16 protein-coding genes are annotated in these 14,639 nt (G+C 68.3%); all 16 read right to left on the minus strand.

Translation table 11 applies throughout. The features are described from left to right. Positions 1–18: 18 nt before the first annotated feature. Positions 19–666, minus strand: a complete 648-nt coding sequence (ureG, locus tag AC1VVG_RS04500) for an urease accessory protein UreG (protein WP_034187291.1) — start codon at positions 664–666, stop codon at positions 19–21. A 16-nt stretch (positions 667–682) separates the two neighbouring features. Next, a complete protein-coding gene (locus AC1VVG_RS04505) occupies positions 683–1,363 on the minus strand; it encodes an urease accessory protein UreF (RefSeq protein WP_034187292.1) in 681 nt (226 codons plus the stop codon). Next, positions 1,350–1,949 carry an urease accessory protein UreE gene (gene ureE / locus AC1VVG_RS04510; protein WP_034187293.1) on the minus strand — a complete coding sequence of 200 codons (600 nt, stop codon included), beginning with the start codon at positions 1,947–1,949 and terminating at the stop codon, positions 1,350–1,352. The genes AC1VVG_RS04505 and ureE overlap by 14 nt, the downstream gene beginning before the upstream one ends. An 18-nt stretch (positions 1,950–1,967) precedes the next feature. Further along, positions 1,968–3,674 carry an urease subunit alpha gene (gene ureC, locus AC1VVG_RS04515; protein WP_034187294.1) on the minus strand — a complete coding sequence of 569 codons (1,707 nt, stop codon included), beginning with the start codon at positions 3,672–3,674 and terminating at the stop codon, positions 1,968–1,970. A 29-nt stretch (positions 3,675–3,703) separates the two neighbouring features. Next, positions 3,704–4,009 carry an urease subunit beta gene (locus tag AC1VVG_RS04520; protein ID WP_034187295.1) on the minus strand — a complete coding sequence of 102 codons (306 nt, stop codon included), beginning with the start codon at positions 4,007–4,009 and terminating at the stop codon, positions 3,704–3,706. 8 nt (positions 4,010–4,017) lie between these two features. After that, the gene (ureA, locus tag AC1VVG_RS04525) at positions 4,018–4,320 is read right to left on the minus strand and encodes an urease subunit gamma (protein WP_006406310.1); all 303 of its coding nucleotides are present in this window, start codon (positions 4,318–4,320) and stop codon (positions 4,018–4,020) included. 236 nt (positions 4,321–4,556) lie between these two features. Continuing rightward, positions 4,557–5,432, minus strand: a complete 876-nt coding sequence (locus AC1VVG_RS04530; protein ID WP_034187296.1) for an urease accessory protein UreD — start codon at positions 5,430–5,432, stop codon at positions 4,557–4,559. Positions 5,433–5,610: 178 nt separating this feature from the next. Continuing rightward, positions 5,611–6,303 (minus strand): urea ABC transporter ATP-binding subunit UrtE, encoded by a 693-nt coding sequence (gene urtE / locus AC1VVG_RS04535; protein WP_059557193.1) that lies wholly within the window; start codon positions 6,301–6,303, stop codon positions 5,611–5,613. Between the two features lie 4 nt (positions 6,304–6,307). Continuing rightward, positions 6,308–7,165: an urea ABC transporter ATP-binding protein UrtD gene (urtD, locus tag AC1VVG_RS04540; RefSeq protein WP_049033579.1), complete on the minus strand. Its 858-nt coding sequence runs from the start codon at positions 7,163–7,165 to the stop codon at positions 6,308–6,310. Then, positions 7,162–8,349, minus strand: coding sequence for an urea ABC transporter permease subunit UrtC (urtC, locus tag AC1VVG_RS04545; RefSeq protein WP_034187299.1), 1,188 nt, complete (start codon positions 8,347–8,349; stop codon positions 7,162–7,164). Before urtC ends, urtD begins: the two co-directional genes overlap by 4 nt. 1 nt (position 8,350) lies before the next feature. Then, complete coding sequence (gene urtB / locus AC1VVG_RS04550) at positions 8,351–9,970, minus strand: urea ABC transporter permease subunit UrtB (RefSeq protein WP_124607812.1); 1,620 nt, start codon at positions 9,968–9,970, stop codon at positions 8,351–8,353. A gap of 113 nt (positions 9,971–10,083) precedes the next feature. Beyond that, a complete protein-coding gene (urtA, locus tag AC1VVG_RS04555) occupies positions 10,084–11,391 on the minus strand; it encodes an urea ABC transporter substrate-binding protein (RefSeq protein WP_049033581.1) in 1,308 nt (435 codons plus the stop codon). A gap of 367 nt (positions 11,392–11,758) precedes the next feature. Next, a complete protein-coding gene (locus tag AC1VVG_RS04560) occupies positions 11,759–12,082 on the minus strand; it encodes a rhodanese-like domain-containing protein (protein WP_034187302.1) in 324 nt (107 codons plus the stop codon). Positions 12,083–12,096: 14 nt separating this feature from the next. Continuing rightward, complete coding sequence (locus AC1VVG_RS04565) at positions 12,097–12,753, minus strand: protein-L-isoaspartate O-methyltransferase family protein (RefSeq protein WP_034187303.1); 657 nt, start codon at positions 12,751–12,753, stop codon at positions 12,097–12,099. Positions 12,754–12,857: 104 nt separating this feature from the next. Next, positions 12,858–13,115: a hypothetical protein gene (locus tag AC1VVG_RS04570; protein WP_006488573.1), complete on the minus strand. Its 258-nt coding sequence runs from the start codon at positions 13,113–13,115 to the stop codon at positions 12,858–12,860. Positions 13,116–13,187: 72 nt separating this feature from the next. Beyond that, positions 13,188–14,579, minus strand: a complete 1,392-nt coding sequence (hemN, locus tag AC1VVG_RS04575) for an oxygen-independent coproporphyrinogen III oxidase (RefSeq protein ID WP_482835308.1) — start codon at positions 14,577–14,579, stop codon at positions 13,188–13,190. Positions 14,580–14,639 lie beyond the last annotated feature (60 nt).

The following is a 14,639-nucleotide window of genomic DNA, read 5'->3' on the forward strand; positions in this document are numbered from 1 at the left end:
GTGTCGCCGCCACGCTGCTCAGACCGTCAGCAAACCCTTCTTCTCGATGAACGCGATCACGTCCGCGACGCCTTCGAGCGCCTTCAGGTTCGTCATCACATAAGGCCGTTCGCCGCGCATCTTCCGCGTGTCGGACGCCATCACATCGAGGTTCGCGCCGACCAGCGGCGCGAGGTCGGTCTTGTTGATCACGAGCAGGTCGGACTTCGTGATGCCGGGGCCGCCCTTGCGCGGAATCTTCTCGCCGCCCGCGACGTCGATCACGTAGATCGTCAGGTCGGACAGTTCGGGGCTGAAGGTCGCCGCGAGGTTGTCGCCGCCCGATTCGATGAACACGATGTCGGCGTCGGGAAAGCGCGCCAGCATCCGGTCGACGGCCTCGAGGTTGATCGACGCATCTTCGCGGATCGCCGTATGCGGGCAGCCGCCCGTCTCGACGCCCATGATGCGCTCCTCGGGCAGTGCGCCGGCCACCGTCAGCAGCCGCTGGTCTTCCTTCGTGTAGATGTCGTTGGTGATCGCGACGAGGTCGTAGCGCTCGCGCATCGCCTTGCACAGCATTTCGAGCAGCGTGGTCTTGCCGGAGCCGACGGGGCCGCCGATGCCGACGCGCAGCGGCGGCAGTTTCTTCGTGCGGCGGGCGGAGGAGGGAGCAGGTGCGTTCATGGTCTGGCGAGGGGGTTCAGGAGCGGAACAACCGCGAGTACTGGGTCTCGTGCCGCGCGGACAGGATGCCGAGCTGCGGCGCGAACGTGTTGATGGCGTCGGGCGGCGTCGCGAGCGCCCGGCGCACGGCCGCGTCGATCGCGCCGCGCAGCGCGACGATGATGCGTTGTCCGGCGAGCTGGCCGAGCGGCACGGCCTTCAGCGCGGCGGACGTCTGGTTCTCGACCCAGCCGAATGCGTATGCGGCGAGCGTCGCGTCGGCGCTGGCGTGGTGCGTGGCGGCTGCGTAGGCGAACGCGGTCGGCAGCGCGACCGGCGACAGCGACGCGAGCGTCGCGCGGCGCGCGGCATCGCCCCATTCGAGCGATGCGCACAGCTGCGCGAGCGACCAGCCCATCTGTTCGGTTTCGCGGCGCAGTTCCGCCGATTCGCGGCTCGCGACGAACCACGCGTTTTCGGCGGCGAGCGCGCGCGTGTCGTGCGCCTGCCAGCGCGCGAGCTGGTGCGCGAGGAACGGCAACTCGCCGTGCGCGAGCACGTCGGTCAGGCCGCTGGCGATCCAGTCGCGCGCGGAATCGGCGTCGCGGATCAGGTTTGCGTCGAGTGCCGCTTCGAGGCCCTGCGAATAGCTGTACGCGCCGATCGGCAGCGCCGGCGACGCGAGGTGCAGCAGCGCGACGAGTTCAGTGGTGGTCATGGCCGTGGCCGTGCGTGCATCCGGAACCATGCTGATGATCGTGATCGTGATCGTGATCGTGCGAGTGCCCGTGATGTTCGCCGAATACCTGCTGCGCGAGCGCGTAATCCTCGGCGAACGTCGCGTCGTGCCCGTGCTTGTGGCCGCCGCCGTACGCGCCGGCTTCCGGCTGGAACGGCACCTGCGTCTCCTCGACCTGCGTGCCGAGCCGGCGCAGCATGTCGGCGAGCACCGGGTCGGCTTCGAGCTTCAGGTAGCCGTCGCCGATCTCGACCGGCGTGTGGCGGTTGCCGAGGTGATACGCGGCGCGCATCAGCGTGAGCGGATCGGCCGCGCGCACGAGCAGCACGGTCTCGGGGGCCGCTGCGATGCGCACGAGCGCGCCGTCGTCGGCGACGAGCACGTCGCCGTCGCGCAGCACCGTGCCGCGCGGCAGCAGGACCGCGACGTCCTCGCCGGTGTCGAGCGTCGCCGCGAGGCGGCTTTTGCAGCGGGCGTCATAGGCGAGCGTGAGCGTCGGCGCGCGCGCGACGAGCGACGCGGCGAGTTTCACGTTCGGGGCAATGCGTTTGTCGAGGGTGCGCATGAAACGGAAAACCGGCAATCAGAACAGGAAATAGCGTTGGGCCATCGGCAGCACCGTTGCCGGCTCGCAGGTCAGCAACTGGCCGTCGGCGATCACGTCGTAGGTTTCGGGATCGACGCTGATCGACGGGCGCCACGCGTTGTGGATCATGTCGGCCTTCGTCACGTTGCGGCAGTTGCGCACGGGTACGATCCGCTTCGCGAGGCCGTAGCGTTCCGCGATGCCCGCGTCGGCCGCCATCTGCGACACGAAGGTCAGCGACGTGCGCGCGAGCGCCCCGCCGCGCGTCGCGAACATCTCGCGGTAGTGGACCGGCTGCGGCGTCGGGATCGACGCGTTCGGGTCGCCCATCTGCGCCATCGCGATCATCCCGCCTTTCAGGATCATCGACGGCTTGATCCCGAAGAACGCCGGTTCCCACAGCACGAGGTCGGCCCACTTGCCGGGCTCGATCGAGCCGACTTCGTGCGCGATGCCGTGCGTGAGCGCCGGGTTGATCGTGTACTTCGCGACGTAGCGCTTCGCGCGGAAGTTGTCGTTGCGCGCGCCGTCTTCCGGCAGCGCGCCGCGCTGCACCTTCATCTTGTGCGCGGTCTGCCACGTGCGGATGATCACCTCGCCGACGCGGCCCATCGCCTGCGAATCGGACGACAGCATCGACAGCGCGCCGAGATCGTGCAGGATGTCCTCGGCCGCGATCGTCTCGCGGCGGATCCGCGATTCGGCGAACGCGAGATCCTCGGCGATCGACGGATCGAGGTGATGGCACACCATCAGCATGTCGAGATGTTCGTCGAGCGTGTTGATCGTGTACGGGCGCGTCGGGTTGGTCGACGACGGCAGCACGTTCGACTCGCCGCACACCTTCAGGATGTCGGGCGCGTGGCCGCCGCCCGCGCCTTCGGTGTGGTACGTGTGGATCGTGCGGCCCTTGAACGCGGCGACCGTCGATTCGACGAAGCCGCCTTCGTTCAGCGTATCGGTATGGATCGCAACCTGCGTGTCGGTGTCGTCGGCGACCGACAGGCAGTTGTCGATCGCGGCGGGCGTCGTGCCCCAGTCCTCGTGCAGCTTGAGCCCGATCGCGCCGGCCGCGATCTGCTCGACGAGCGGCTCCGGCAGGCTGGCATTGCCCTTGCCGAGGAAGCCGAGGTTGATCGGCCAGCCGTCGGCGGCCTGCAGCATCCGCTCCATGTGCCACGGGCCCGGCGTGCAGGTCGTCGCGTTGGTGCCGGTGGCCGGCCCGGTGCCGCCGCCGAGCATCGTCGTGACGCCCGATGCGAGCGCCTCGTCGATCTGCTGCGGGCTGATGAAGTGGATGTGCGTGTCGATGCCGCCGGCCGTCACGATCAGCCCTTCGCCGGCGATCACTTCGGTCGCCGCGCCGATCGCGATCGTCACGCCTGGCTGAATGTCGGGGTTGCCGGCCTTGCCGATCGCGGCGATGCGGCCGTGCTTGATCGCGATGTCGGCCTTCACGATGCCCCAGTGATCGAGGATCACCGCGTTCGTGATGACCGTGTCGGGCACGTCGGCGGCCACGCGCTGCGACTGGCCCATCCCGTCGCGGATCACCTTCCCGCCACCGAACTTCACTTCCTCGCCGTAGGTCGTGAAGTCGCGTTCGATCTCGATCAGCAGTTCGGTGTCGGCGAGCCGGACGCGGTCGCCCGTCGTCGGCCCGAACATTTCCGCGTACGCGCGGCGGCTCAAGCGTAGTGTCATGTTGCTGTTCCTGAAGAGCGGGGCGCGGCTTACAGCGGCCCCATCACCTTGCCTTGAAAACCGTAGACGGCGCGCGCGCCCGCGAGCGCGACGAGCTCGACGGTGCGCGTCTGGCCCGGCTCGAAGCGCACGGCCGTGCCGGCCGCGATGTTGAGCCGGAAGCCGCGCGCGGCCGCGCGGTCGAACGACAATGCGTCGTTGACTTCGAAGAAGTGGTAATGCGAGCCGACCTGCACCGGGCGGTCGCCGGTGTTCGCGACGACGAGCGTCAGCGTCGCGCGGCCCGCGTTCAGTTCGTGTTCGCCGTCGTCGGTGAGGATTTCGCCGGGGATCATGCGGGGCCTCACGGAATCGGATGATGGACGGTCACGAGCTTCGTGCCGTCGGGGAAGGTCGCCTCGACCTGGATGTCGGGAATCATCTCCGGCACGCCGTCCATCACGTCGTCGCGCGTGAGCAGCGTCGTGCCGTAATGCATCACTTCGGCCACCGTCTTGCCGTCGCGTGCGGCTTCCATCAGCGCGGCGGTGATGAAGGCGACCGCCTCCGGATAGTTGAGCTTCAGGCCGCGCGCGCGACGGCGCTCGGCCAGCAGCGCTGCCGTGAAGATCAGCAGCTTGTCCTTCTCGCGGGGAGTCAGTTTCATGAAGGCAAACGTTCGGGAAAACGTAATTTTTATCGGTGTACATGCGACCAGGCGGACGCGCGAGTCATCGTAGCACCGCGCTGTTTTGCGTGCGTCGTGTATCGACTATGTAAGGAGCAAGGCGCGTGCCATGCCTGTCGCATGGTGCGCGATGCGCGTTCGTGGTGCGTCGTGCATGACGAACGTGCAGTGTCCGAGGCGGCCTTGCGCCGAAACGGTGCGCGGCGCGGACGCGCTCAGGTTTGCCAGAGGCGCAGCGGCCGTGCGTCGACGCCGTGCACGATCGGCCGCAAGTGCAGCCAGCAGTCGGTGAAGTGGCGCTGCAGCGCTTCCATCGAGGTCGACAGCGCGCGCACGAGCACGACCCCGGGCGTCACGCAGGTGGCGCCCGCACGCAGCGTGTCGTCGAACGGCATCCGGGCGGCGAGCGATTCGGCCAGCGCGGCGTCGCATGCGGCGCCGACCGCCCACAGCGTGCCGTATGCGGGAAAGCCGGCGAGGCCCTGCAGCGCGCCGCGCAGCGGATCGTGCGCGTCGAGCAGCGCGCGTTCGGTCCAAAGCGGCCGGCCGTCGGCATCGACGAGCGCCGAGGTCGATGCGATGCGTCCCGCCGCCCAGGTTTCGCCGGCCGCCTGCCGGCCGAGCTGTGTCGCGTCCCAGCCGATCGCACTGGCACCCGCGCCGAGCGTCACCGTGAAATCGAGCGCTGCGTGCGCCGCGTCGAAGAACAGGTTGTTCTGGGGCAGCCAGTCGAGCTTCGCGTCCCGGCCGACCGTGATGCCGATGCGCTGCGTCGCGTCGAGGCCGTTCGACTTGTACCACTTGGTCGCGCCCGGCGTCGTCAGCACCGCGTGCGTGCCGTCGCCGAGCGCGATGTCGATGTCGAGCCGGTCGCCGCCCGCGACGCCGCCCGGCGGGTGGACGATCACCGCGTGGCAGATCGCGTCGCCTTCCGGGTACAGCGGCCGCTGCACGCGCAGCGGGCCGTCGTGCAACCGGTGCGCGAGCGTCGTGCGCGCACCGTGCCGCTCGAAACCGAGTTCGAGGCGGCCGCGCCACGACTTGGCGACGGCGGGGCGGGACAGCGGGGCGTGCGAATCGGAGGCGGACATCGGCGGCAAACGGGAACGGGAAACGAAGGAAACGGGCGCGAGGAACGTGGATGCTACCGGAACAATAATGCAGTTGCCGCGTTCGGTGGAAGCGCCGCGTGCCGCGGCCCGGCCAGCCAGCCGTTCTCGCCGCGGTGCCTACGCCGTGCCTGCCGCGGTGCCTACGCCGTGCCGCGCATCACACCGCGATCAGTTCGCGCACGCCGTTCGCCGCCATGTCGCGCGCATCGCCGCCCGCGACGATCTCGCCGCGGCTCATCACCCAGTAGCGGTCCGCGATCGATTGCGCGAAATCGTAATACTGTTCGACGAGCAGCACCGTCATCCTCGATTCGTCGACGAGCTGGCGCAGCGTGCGGCCGATGTCCTGGATGATCGACGGCTGGATGCCTTCGGTCGGCTCGTCGAGGATCAGCAGCTGCGGCTCGCTCATCAGCGCGCGGCCGATCGCGAGCTGCTGCTGCTGGCCGCCCGACAGGTCGCCGCCGCGCCGCGCGCGCATGTCCTTCAGCACGGGGAACAGGTCGTAGATGCGGTCCGGCACTTTCGACGGCGCCTTGCGGCTGGCCGCGCCGACGAGCAGGTTTTCCTCGACGGTGAGCCGCGGAAAGATGTCGCGGCCCTGCGGCACGTACGCGAGCCCGGCCGCGACGCGCGCATACGGCGGCAGCGCGCCGAGCGCCGTGCCGCGCCACGACACGCTGCCGCTCTTCGCGGCGACGACGCCCATCAGGCAGCGCAGCAGCGTGCTCTTGCCGACGCCGTTGCGGCCGAGCAGCACGGTGAGCTTGCCGTCGTCGGCGGCGAGGTTCACGTCGCGCAGGATATGGCTGCCGCCGTAGTACTGGTTCAGTGCTTCGATCTTCAGCATCGCATCATCGTCCGAGGTATGACTCGATCACGGCGTCGTCGCGCTTGACCTGGTCGAGCGTGCCTTGCGCGAGCACCGCGCCTTCGGCCATCACCGTCACGCGGCCCGTGTCGCCCGCGAGCGCCGCGACGAATTCCATGTCGTGCTCGACGACCATCATCGAGCAGGTGCCGCGCAGCGTGTTCAGCAGCTCGGCGAGCTCCATCGTCTCGTGGTCGGTCATCCCGGCCGCCGGCTCGTCGAGCAGCAGCAGGGCAGGGCGCTGCATCAGCAGCATGCCGATCTCGAGCCGCTGCTTCTGGCCGTGCGACAGCTCGCCGGCCGCGCGGTAGGCGTGACTTTCGAGGCCGATCAGCGCGAGCGTCTCCTCGATCCTGGCTTGCGCCGAGCGGTCGAGCCGCGCGCGCAGCGAGGCGAGCCAGCCCTTGTCGGTCTGCATCGCGAGCTCGAGGTTTTCCCACACCGGATGCTGTTCGAACACGGTCGGCTTCTGGAACTTGCGGCCGATGCCCGCGCGCGCGATCTCGGGCTCGCTCATCCGCGAAAGGTCGAGCGTCTGGCCGAGAAACACGCTGCCGGCATCGGGGCGCGTCTTGCCGGTGACGACATCCATCATCGTCGTCTTGCCCGCGCCGTTCGGGCCGATCACGCAGCGCAGCTCGCCCGCGTCGATCGCGAGTGACAGCTTCTTCAGCGCGCGAAAGCCGTCGAAGCTCACCTCGATATCCTCGAGATAAAGGATCGTGCCGTGCGACGTGTCGATGCCTTGCGGCACGACGCGGCCCATCGACGCGGCGCCGCTGACGGCGAGCAATTCGTCCTCGGGCGGCGGCGTGAACTGGTACAGGGCTGTTCCGTTCATGCGCGTTTCCCCTTCGCGAGCAAGGTTTCGACGAGGCCCATGATGCCGCGCGGCAGCAGCAGCGGCACGAGCACGAAGATTAGGCCGAGGAAGAACAGCCAGTATTCGGCGAAGTACGCGGTAAACAGGCTCTTCGCGCCGTTCACCGCGAATGCGCCGACGATCGGCCCGATCAGCGTGCCGCGCCCGCCCACCGCGACCCAGATCGCCATCTCGATCGAGTTGCCGGGCGACATCTCGCCGGGGTTGATGATGCCGACCTGCGGTACGTACAGCGCGCCGGCGATCCCGCACAGCACGGCCGACACGGTCCACACGAACAGTTTGTACGCGAGCGGGCTGTAGCCGAGGAACATCAGCCGCGTCTCGCCGTCGCGCACGGCCGTGACGACGCGCCCGAGCTTGCTCGTGACGATCGCGCGCGCGGCGATGAACGCCAGCACCAGCGTCGCGAACGTCAGCAGCAACAGCACCGTGCGCGTGCCGGGCGACGTGATCGCGAAGCCCGCGATGCGCTTGAAGTCGGTGAAGCCGTTGTTGCCGCCGAAGCCCGTCTCGTTGCGATAGAACAGCAGCATCGCGGCGAACGTCAGCGCCTGCGTGATGATCGACAGGTACACGCCCTTCACGCGCGAGCGGAACGTGAAGAAGCCGAACACCCAGGCGAGCACGGCCGGCACGAGCACCACGAGCGCGAGCGCCCACGCGAGATGCTGCGTGCCGCTCCAGTACCACGGCAACTGGTGCCAGTCGAGAAACACCATGAAGTCCGGCAGGTCGCTGCCGTACTTGCCGTCGCGACCGATCTCGCGCATCAGGTACATGCCGATCGCATAGCCGCCGAGCGCGAAGAACAGCCCGTGGCCGAGGCTCAGGATGCCGCAGTAACCCCACACGAGATCGAGCGCGAGCGCGGCGATCGCATAGCACATCAGCTTGCCGGCGAGCGTCATCGCGTACGCGGACAGATGGAACGCGCTCGCTTCGGGCGCGACGAGCGCGGCGAGCGGCACGCCGATGCCGATCGCGACGCACAGCGCGACGAGCGCGAGCCATGCGCGGCGCGACAAGAGCGCGGGGCGCGGCGGCAGGCCGAGCGCGAAGCCGTCGGCCGCCCGTCCGGCGGCGGCGGGCGTCGGTGCGCCGGCGACCGGGTTCGACAGCGAATCGCTGATTGAAGTCACGTCAAGCCTCCGCGCTGCGGCCCTTCGGGGCGAACATGCCCTGCGGGCGTTTCTGGATGAACAGCACGATCATCACGAGCACCGCGATCTTCGCGAGCACGGCGCCCCAGAACGGCTCGATCGCCTTGCTCGCGAGGCCGAGCCCGAAGCCGCCGAGCACGGTGCCGGCGATCTGCCCGACGCCGCCGAGCACGACGGCCATGAACGAATCGATGATGTAGTTCTGGCCGAGGTCGGGGCCCACGTTGCCGATCTGCGACAGCGCGCAGCCGCCGAGGCCCGCGATGCCCGCACCGAAGGCGAACGCATAGGCGTCGACGCGTGCGGTCTTCACGCCGACGCACGCGGCCATCCGGCGGTTCTGCGTGACCGCGCGCACGAACAGGCCGAGCCGCGTCTTCGTCAGCACGGCCCACGCGACGAATACCACCGCGAGCGCGAATGCGAGGATCGCGAGGCGGTTGTACGGCAGGATCAGGTTCTGCATCACCGTCACGCCGCCGCTCATCCACGATGGATTCACGACCTGCACGTTCTGCGCGCCGAACAGCATGCGCGTCGCCTGGATCAGGATCAGGCTCACGCCGAACGTCGCGAGCAGCGTTTCGAGCGGGCGGCCGTACAGGTGCCGCAGCACGAGCCGCTCCAGCACGATGCCGACGAGCGCGGCCGCGACGAACGACGCGGGCACGGCGACGAGCGGATACCAGTCGAACGCGCCGGGCGCGTAGCGCTGGACCAGCGTCTGCACGACATAGGTTGCGTACGCACCGATCATCAGGAACTCGCCGTGCGCCATGTTGATCACGCCGATCAGCCCGTACGTGATCGCGAGGCCGAGCGCGGCGAGCAGCAGCACGCTGCCGAGCGACAGGCCCGCGAACAGCGTGCCGACGATCTCGCCGCGGCGCTGCAGCGAGTGCAATGCGTCGAGCCCTTGCTGCGCGGCGTCGCGCACGCGGGCGTCGGGTTCCGTGTAGCTGCCGTCGGCATTCTTCGCGACGAGCGGGCGGAGCTGTTCGATCATGTCGAGATCGCGGCGCGCGGCCACCACCTGCACGGCTTCGAGGCGCTTCGCCGGATCGGCGTCGTGCAGCGCGGAGATCGCCCACAGCGCGTCGAGGCGGCGCTTCAGTGCGGGGTCGGTTTCCTTCGCGCGGGCACGGTCGATCATCGGCTTGAGCGCCGGATCGGGCGATTTCAGCAGCGCATCGATCGCGTCGCGTCGCGCGGCGACGTCGGGCGATGCGAGCGCGAGGCCCGACAGCGCGCCCGCGATCTTCGTGCGCAGCAGGTTGTTCAGCATCACGGGCTGTGCATCGCCGGCCGGCGTCGCGGCCTGCGTGAGCGCATCGTGCGCGGTGTCGCCGGTCTGGATCAGCAGGCGGCCGTCGCCGGTCGCGAGCGCGTCGCCGCTCGACAGTGCGTTGAGTACCGTAATCGCGCGCGGATCCGTGTCGGCGGCGAGGCGTTCGATCGCGGCCGTCTTCGCGTCGAAGTCGTCGCCGGCGAGCGCGGCGGTATCGGCCGCCGTCAGCGCGAACGCGGCGCGCGGCAGCATGCCCGCGAGGGCGGCGCAAGCGACGATCGCGACGGCGGCTCGGCGAAAGCGTGTAGGCATCGGGAGATCCTGTCGGCGTAGGGAGGCGGATTCACGCACCGATGGGCCGGCCGGCGCATCGGTGCATGCGTGCGAGCGGGGCAACGCGTCGGTGTGCGTGCCCCTGCATCGCGTCAGGCCAGCGCCGTGCGCTGCCGGCGCAGGAACGCCGGGATCGAGCTGACGACGTCGGGCTTGCCCTGGTTGCCGGCGATGAACGGGCTCCACGGTTGCGCGCGCACCGCCGTCTTCGTCTTCCACACGACGTTGAACTGCCCGTCGCCGCGGATCTCGCCGATCATCACCGGCTTGTGCAGGTGATGGTTGCCGTCCATCGTGAGCGTGAAGCCCGACGGCGCGGCAACCGTCTGGCCGATCATCGCGACGCGCACCTTGTCGACGTCGGTGCTCTTCGCCTTCTCGACCGCCTGCTTCCACATGTGGATGCCGACGTAGGTCGCCTCCATCGGGTCGTTGGTCACGCGCTTCGCGCCGCCCGGCAGGTTGTTCGCCTTCACCCAGGCGGCGAACTGGTCCTTGAATTTCGTGTTGGTCGGGTTCTTGACCGACATGAAGTAGTTCCATGCGGCGAGATGGCCGACGAGCGGTTTCGTGTCGATCCCGCGCAGCTCTTCCTCGCCGACCGAGAACGCGACGACCGGCACGTCGGTCGCCTTGATGCCCTGGTTGCCGAGTTCCTTGTAGAACGGCACGTTCGAGTCGCCGTTGATCGTCGAGATCACGGTCGTCTTGCCGCCCTGCGAGAAGTTCTTGATGTTCGCGACGATGGTCTGGTAGTCGCTGTGGCCGAACGGCGTGTAGACCTCCTGAATATCGGCGTCCTTCACGCCTTTCGATTTCAGGAATGCGCGCAGGATCTTGTTGGTCGTGCGCGGATACACATAGTCGGTGCCGAGCAGGAAGAAGCGTTTCGCACCGCCGCCCTCCGCGCTCATCAGGTACTCGACGGCCGGAATCGCCTGCTGGTTCGGCGCGGCGCCCGTGTAGAACACGTTGCGCGACATTTCCTCGCCTTCATACTGCACCGGATAGTAGAGCAGCCCGTTCAGTTCCTCGAACACCGGCAGCACGGACTTGCGCGACACCGACGTCCAGCAGCCGAACACGCACGCGACCTTGTCCTGCGTGAGCAACTGGCGCGCCTTCTCGGCGAACAGCGGCCAGTTCGACGCGGGATCGACCACCACCGGTTCGACCTTGCGGCCCATCACGCCGCCGCTCTTGTTGATGTCGGCGATCGTCATCAGCGCGGTGTCCTTCAGCGACGTCTCCGAGATCGCCATCGTGCCCGACAGCGAATGCAGGATGCCGACCTTGATCGGACCGGTGCCGGCATCGGCCGCGTGCGCGAACGGGCTCTTGCCCGCCAGCGCGAGCGCGCCGGCCATCGAACCGAACTTCAACAGACTGCGACGTTTCATCGGTATCCCCTTGTCGTGTTGGTTGTGCGTGCGCCGTGGCGGCGCCGGCCTTCCTGTAACGCAAGGCATGTGCCAGTCGCACGGATGCACGCCGGGCGTGCCTGTGCGGGGCGTTGCCGGGCGTCGGGATGGTGCGGATGATGCGTCGCGCAGCAGGTGCGGTCCGTTGCGGTGCAGGCGCGTGGGCGCAAATGGTGCACGGTCGGCCGGGGCGCGGTGCCTTTGCCCGTCAGCGGCGCATGTGGACGGGAACGAAGCGGGGCGGAAAACAGAAACGGGCACGCGATGCGTGCCCGTTCGGCGGATCAGTGCGGCCGGCGGCAGCGGGCCGGCCGGCGGGGCGGCGCATGATGCGCCGCCGGACAGGTCAGTAACGCGGCACGGACGGATCGACGTCGCGCGACCACGCGTCGATCCCGCCTTGCAGGTTGTACAGCTTCGTGAAGCCGCGCGATTCGAGGAACATCGCGACCTGCGCGCTGCGCATCCCGTGATGGCACACGCAGACGATTTCCGCTTCGTCGTCGAGCTCCTCGCTGCGCGCGGGGATCTGCTGCATCGGGATCGACACGCTGCCGGCGATCTGCGCGGTCGCGATTTCCCACGGCTCGCGCACGTCGAGCACGACCGGCGCGGGGCGTGCCGAATCGCCGAGCCATTCCGCGAGCATCGCGGGCGTCAGGATCTGCATGGAGGCTCCGCCGCTCAGAACTTGAAGCGCGACGGCTCGATCGCGTTGACGAGGTGGTTGATGTACGTTTCGAACACGTCGGCGACACGATACTGCTTGTCGTCGATGCGCGTGATGATCTGTGCCTTCATCACCGGACGGCCGCCGACGAATGCCGACAGGCGGCCGCCGATCTTCAGCTGCTCGAGCATTTCCTGCGGCACGACCGGCAGGCCGCCCGCGACGCAGATCACGTCGTACGGCGCCTTGGCCGCCCAGCCGCGCGAACCGTCGCCGAGCACGACTTCCGCGTTGGTCACGCCGTCGTTGCGCAGGTTGTCTTCCGCGAATTTCGCGATCGCCGGATCGATTTCGACGGCCGTCACGTGCTGCGCGCGATGCGCGAACAGCGCGGCCAGGTAACCGGAGCCCGCACCGATCACGAGCACGTTTTCGTGTTTCTTGACGGTCAGCTCCTGCAGCACGCGCGCCTCGACGCGCGGGAACAGCATCTTGCTGGTGCCGCCGGGCAGCGGCAGTTCGAGGTCGGCGAACGCGAGATCGCGGTATTCGGCCGGAACGTAGTTTTCACGCTTGACGATCGACAGCAGGCCCAGGACGTCCAGATCCAGCACGTCCCACGGACGGATCTGCTGTTCGATCATGTTGAAACGCGCGTTTTCGATATTCATGGTGTGGTCACGCAGCCTGGTCGGCCATCAGCGGGGATAGAGAAACTTCGTGATTGTACCAAACGGGGCGGCTGCGAAGCCTTCAGGCGGCCTGCAACAGACCTTTACCCCTTGCTCTTCTTGATCTGCGCCTCGAATGCGAGGTCGAGCTTGCTCGCCTTGCGCGGCTTTTTGGGGCCGAATTCGTCGACGAACTTGACGAACTCGTCGAGCGGCAGCGGCTCGCAGCGTTTTTCGGCGGTGCCGCCGGAACGGTCGACGAGATAGAACAGGCCGCCCGCCATCGCGACGGCCGCGAATTGCGGGTTGCCGGAGCGGGTCTTCAGGCGTTCGACTGCGTGGGTCGCTTTGGTGGTGCGCATCGTGCGGGTTCTGGCGGAGCGTAAGCCCCACACTGTATCAAACCGGCCGCCCGCGTGCGGCCGGCGCGGGTGTCAAACGGTGCGCGAGTAGCGCTGCCGCGGCATCTGGCCCAGGTATGCGTCGAACGCCATCGCGATATTGCGCACGACCATCCGGCCGGCCGGATGGATCGTCAGGCGGTCGTGCGCGATCGTCAGCAGACCGTCGCGCTCGAACGGGCGCAGCGCGTCGAGTTCGCGCGCGAAATGATCGGTGAAGCGGATGCCGTGCGCGGCCTCGACATGCGAGAACGGCAGCGCGAGGTTGCACATCAGTTGCGTGATCACGTCGCGGCGCAGCCGGTCGTCGGGCGTGAGCCGCACGCCGCGCGCGATCGGCAGCCGGCCCGCGTCGAGCGCGGCGCCGTACGCGGGCAGGTCCTTCGCGTTCTGCGCGTAGACGTCGCCGACCTTGCCGATCGACGACACGCCGAAGCCGACGAGATCGGTGTCCGCGCGCGTGCTGTAGCCCTGGAAATTGCGCTGCAGCGTGCCGTTGCGCTGCGCGCGCACGAGTTCGTCCGACGGCCGCGCGAAGTGGTCCATCCCGATGTACACGTAGCCGGCCGACGTCAGCATGTCGATCGCGAGGCCGAGCAGCGCGATGCGCGCTTCCGGCGGCGGCAGCGCCGCGTCGTCGATCTGCCGCTGCATCTTGAACAGGTGCGGCATGTGCGCGTAGCCGAACACCGACAGGCGATCGGGCGCGAGCTCGATGATCGTCTCCAGCGTGCGCGCGAACACGGCGACGGTCTGGTGCGGCAGCCCGTAGATCAGGTCGACGCTCACCGAATGAAAGCCCGTCGCGCGCGCGGCGGCGAGCAGGTCGGCCGTCATCGCGCGCGGCTGGACGCGGTTGATTGCCTGCTGGACGGCCGGGTCGAAATCCTGCACGCCGAGGCTCAGCCGGTTGAAGCCGATCGTGCGCAGGTGCACGAGCGTCGCGGGCGTGACCGTGCGCGGGTCGATCTCGATCGAGAACTCGGCATCGGCGTCCGGCGCGAGCGCGAAGTGCTCGCGGGTGGCCGCCATCAGTTCGGCCGTTTCGTCGTCGGACAGGAAGGTCGGCGTGCCGCCGCCCCAGTGCAGCTGCGTGACGGGGCGGGACGGATCGAACAGCGCGGCCTGCAGCGCCATCTCGCGCTTGAGCTGGTCGAGATACGGGCGGGCGCGGCGGCGGTTGTTGGTCGCGATCTTGTTGCAGCCGCAGTAGAAGCACGCGGTGTTGCAGAACGGGATGTGGACGTACAGCGACAGCTCGCTCGACGACGCGCCGGGGTCGCTGGCCGCGCGTACGTAGTCGGCCGGGTCGAAATCGTCGCGGAACTGCAGCGCGGTGGGGTACGACGTATAGCGCGGCCCGTTCGCGCCGTATTTCGCGAGCAAATCGGGACGGAACATTGTGTCGGCAGAACCAGAACTCATGACGGTCTCGCGCTTTTTAGATGCTTTCGAGTATATAAACACGCGATTCGGCTGCATTGT

Source organism: Burkholderia sp. L-4 (genome assembly GCF_056856535.1).

Bases quoted from the DNA above. Each gene is read 5' to 3' on its own strand.
- ureG (WP_034187291.1), bottom strand. From the start codon at position 666: ATGAACGCACCTGCTCCCTCCTCCGCCCGCCGCACGAAGAAACTGCCG.
- urtE (WP_059557193.1), bottom strand. From the start codon at position 6,303: ATGCTGAAGATCGAAGCACTGAACCAGTACTACGGCGGCAGCCATATC.
- ureC (WP_034187294.1), bottom strand. From the start codon at position 3,674: ATGACACTACGCTTGAGCCGCCGCGCGTACGCGGAAATGTTCGGGCCG.
- urtD (WP_049033579.1), bottom strand. From the start codon at position 7,165: ATGAACGGAACAGCCCTGTACCAGTTCACGCCGCCGCCCGAGGACGAA.
- AC1VVG_RS04560 (WP_034187302.1), bottom strand. From the start codon at position 12,082: ATGCAGATCCTGACGCCCGCGATGCTCGCGGAATGGCTCGGCGATTCG.
- ureA (WP_006406310.1), bottom strand. From the start codon at position 4,320: ATGAAACTGACTCCCCGCGAGAAGGACAAGCTGCTGATCTTCACGGCA.
- AC1VVG_RS04505 (WP_034187292.1), bottom strand. From the start codon at position 1,363: ATGACCACCACTGAACTCGTCGCGCTGCTGCACCTCGCGTCGCCGGCG.
- ureE (WP_034187293.1), bottom strand. From the start codon at position 1,949: ATGCGCACCCTCGACAAACGCATTGCCCCGAACGTGAAACTCGCCGCG.
- AC1VVG_RS04565 (WP_034187303.1), bottom strand. From the start codon at position 12,753: ATGAATATCGAAAACGCGCGTTTCAACATGATCGAACAGCAGATCCGT.
- hemN (WP_482835308.1), bottom strand. From the start codon at position 14,579: ATGAGTTCTGGTTCTGCCGACACAATGTTCCGTCCCGATTTGCTCGCG.
- urtA (WP_049033581.1), bottom strand. From the start codon at position 11,391: ATGAAACGTCGCAGTCTGTTGAAGTTCGGTTCGATGGCCGGCGCGCTC.
- urtB (WP_124607812.1), bottom strand. From the start codon at position 9,970: ATGCCTACACGCTTTCGCCGAGCCGCCGTCGCGATCGTCGCTTGCGCC.
- AC1VVG_RS04530 (WP_034187296.1), bottom strand. From the start codon at position 5,432: ATGTCCGCCTCCGATTCGCACGCCCCGCTGTCCCGCCCCGCCGTCGCC.
- AC1VVG_RS04570 (WP_006488573.1), bottom strand. From the start codon at position 13,115: ATGCGCACCACCAAAGCGACCCACGCAGTCGAACGCCTGAAGACCCGC.
- AC1VVG_RS04520 (WP_034187295.1), bottom strand. From the start codon at position 4,009: ATGATCCCCGGCGAAATCCTCACCGACGACGGCGAACACGAACTGAAC.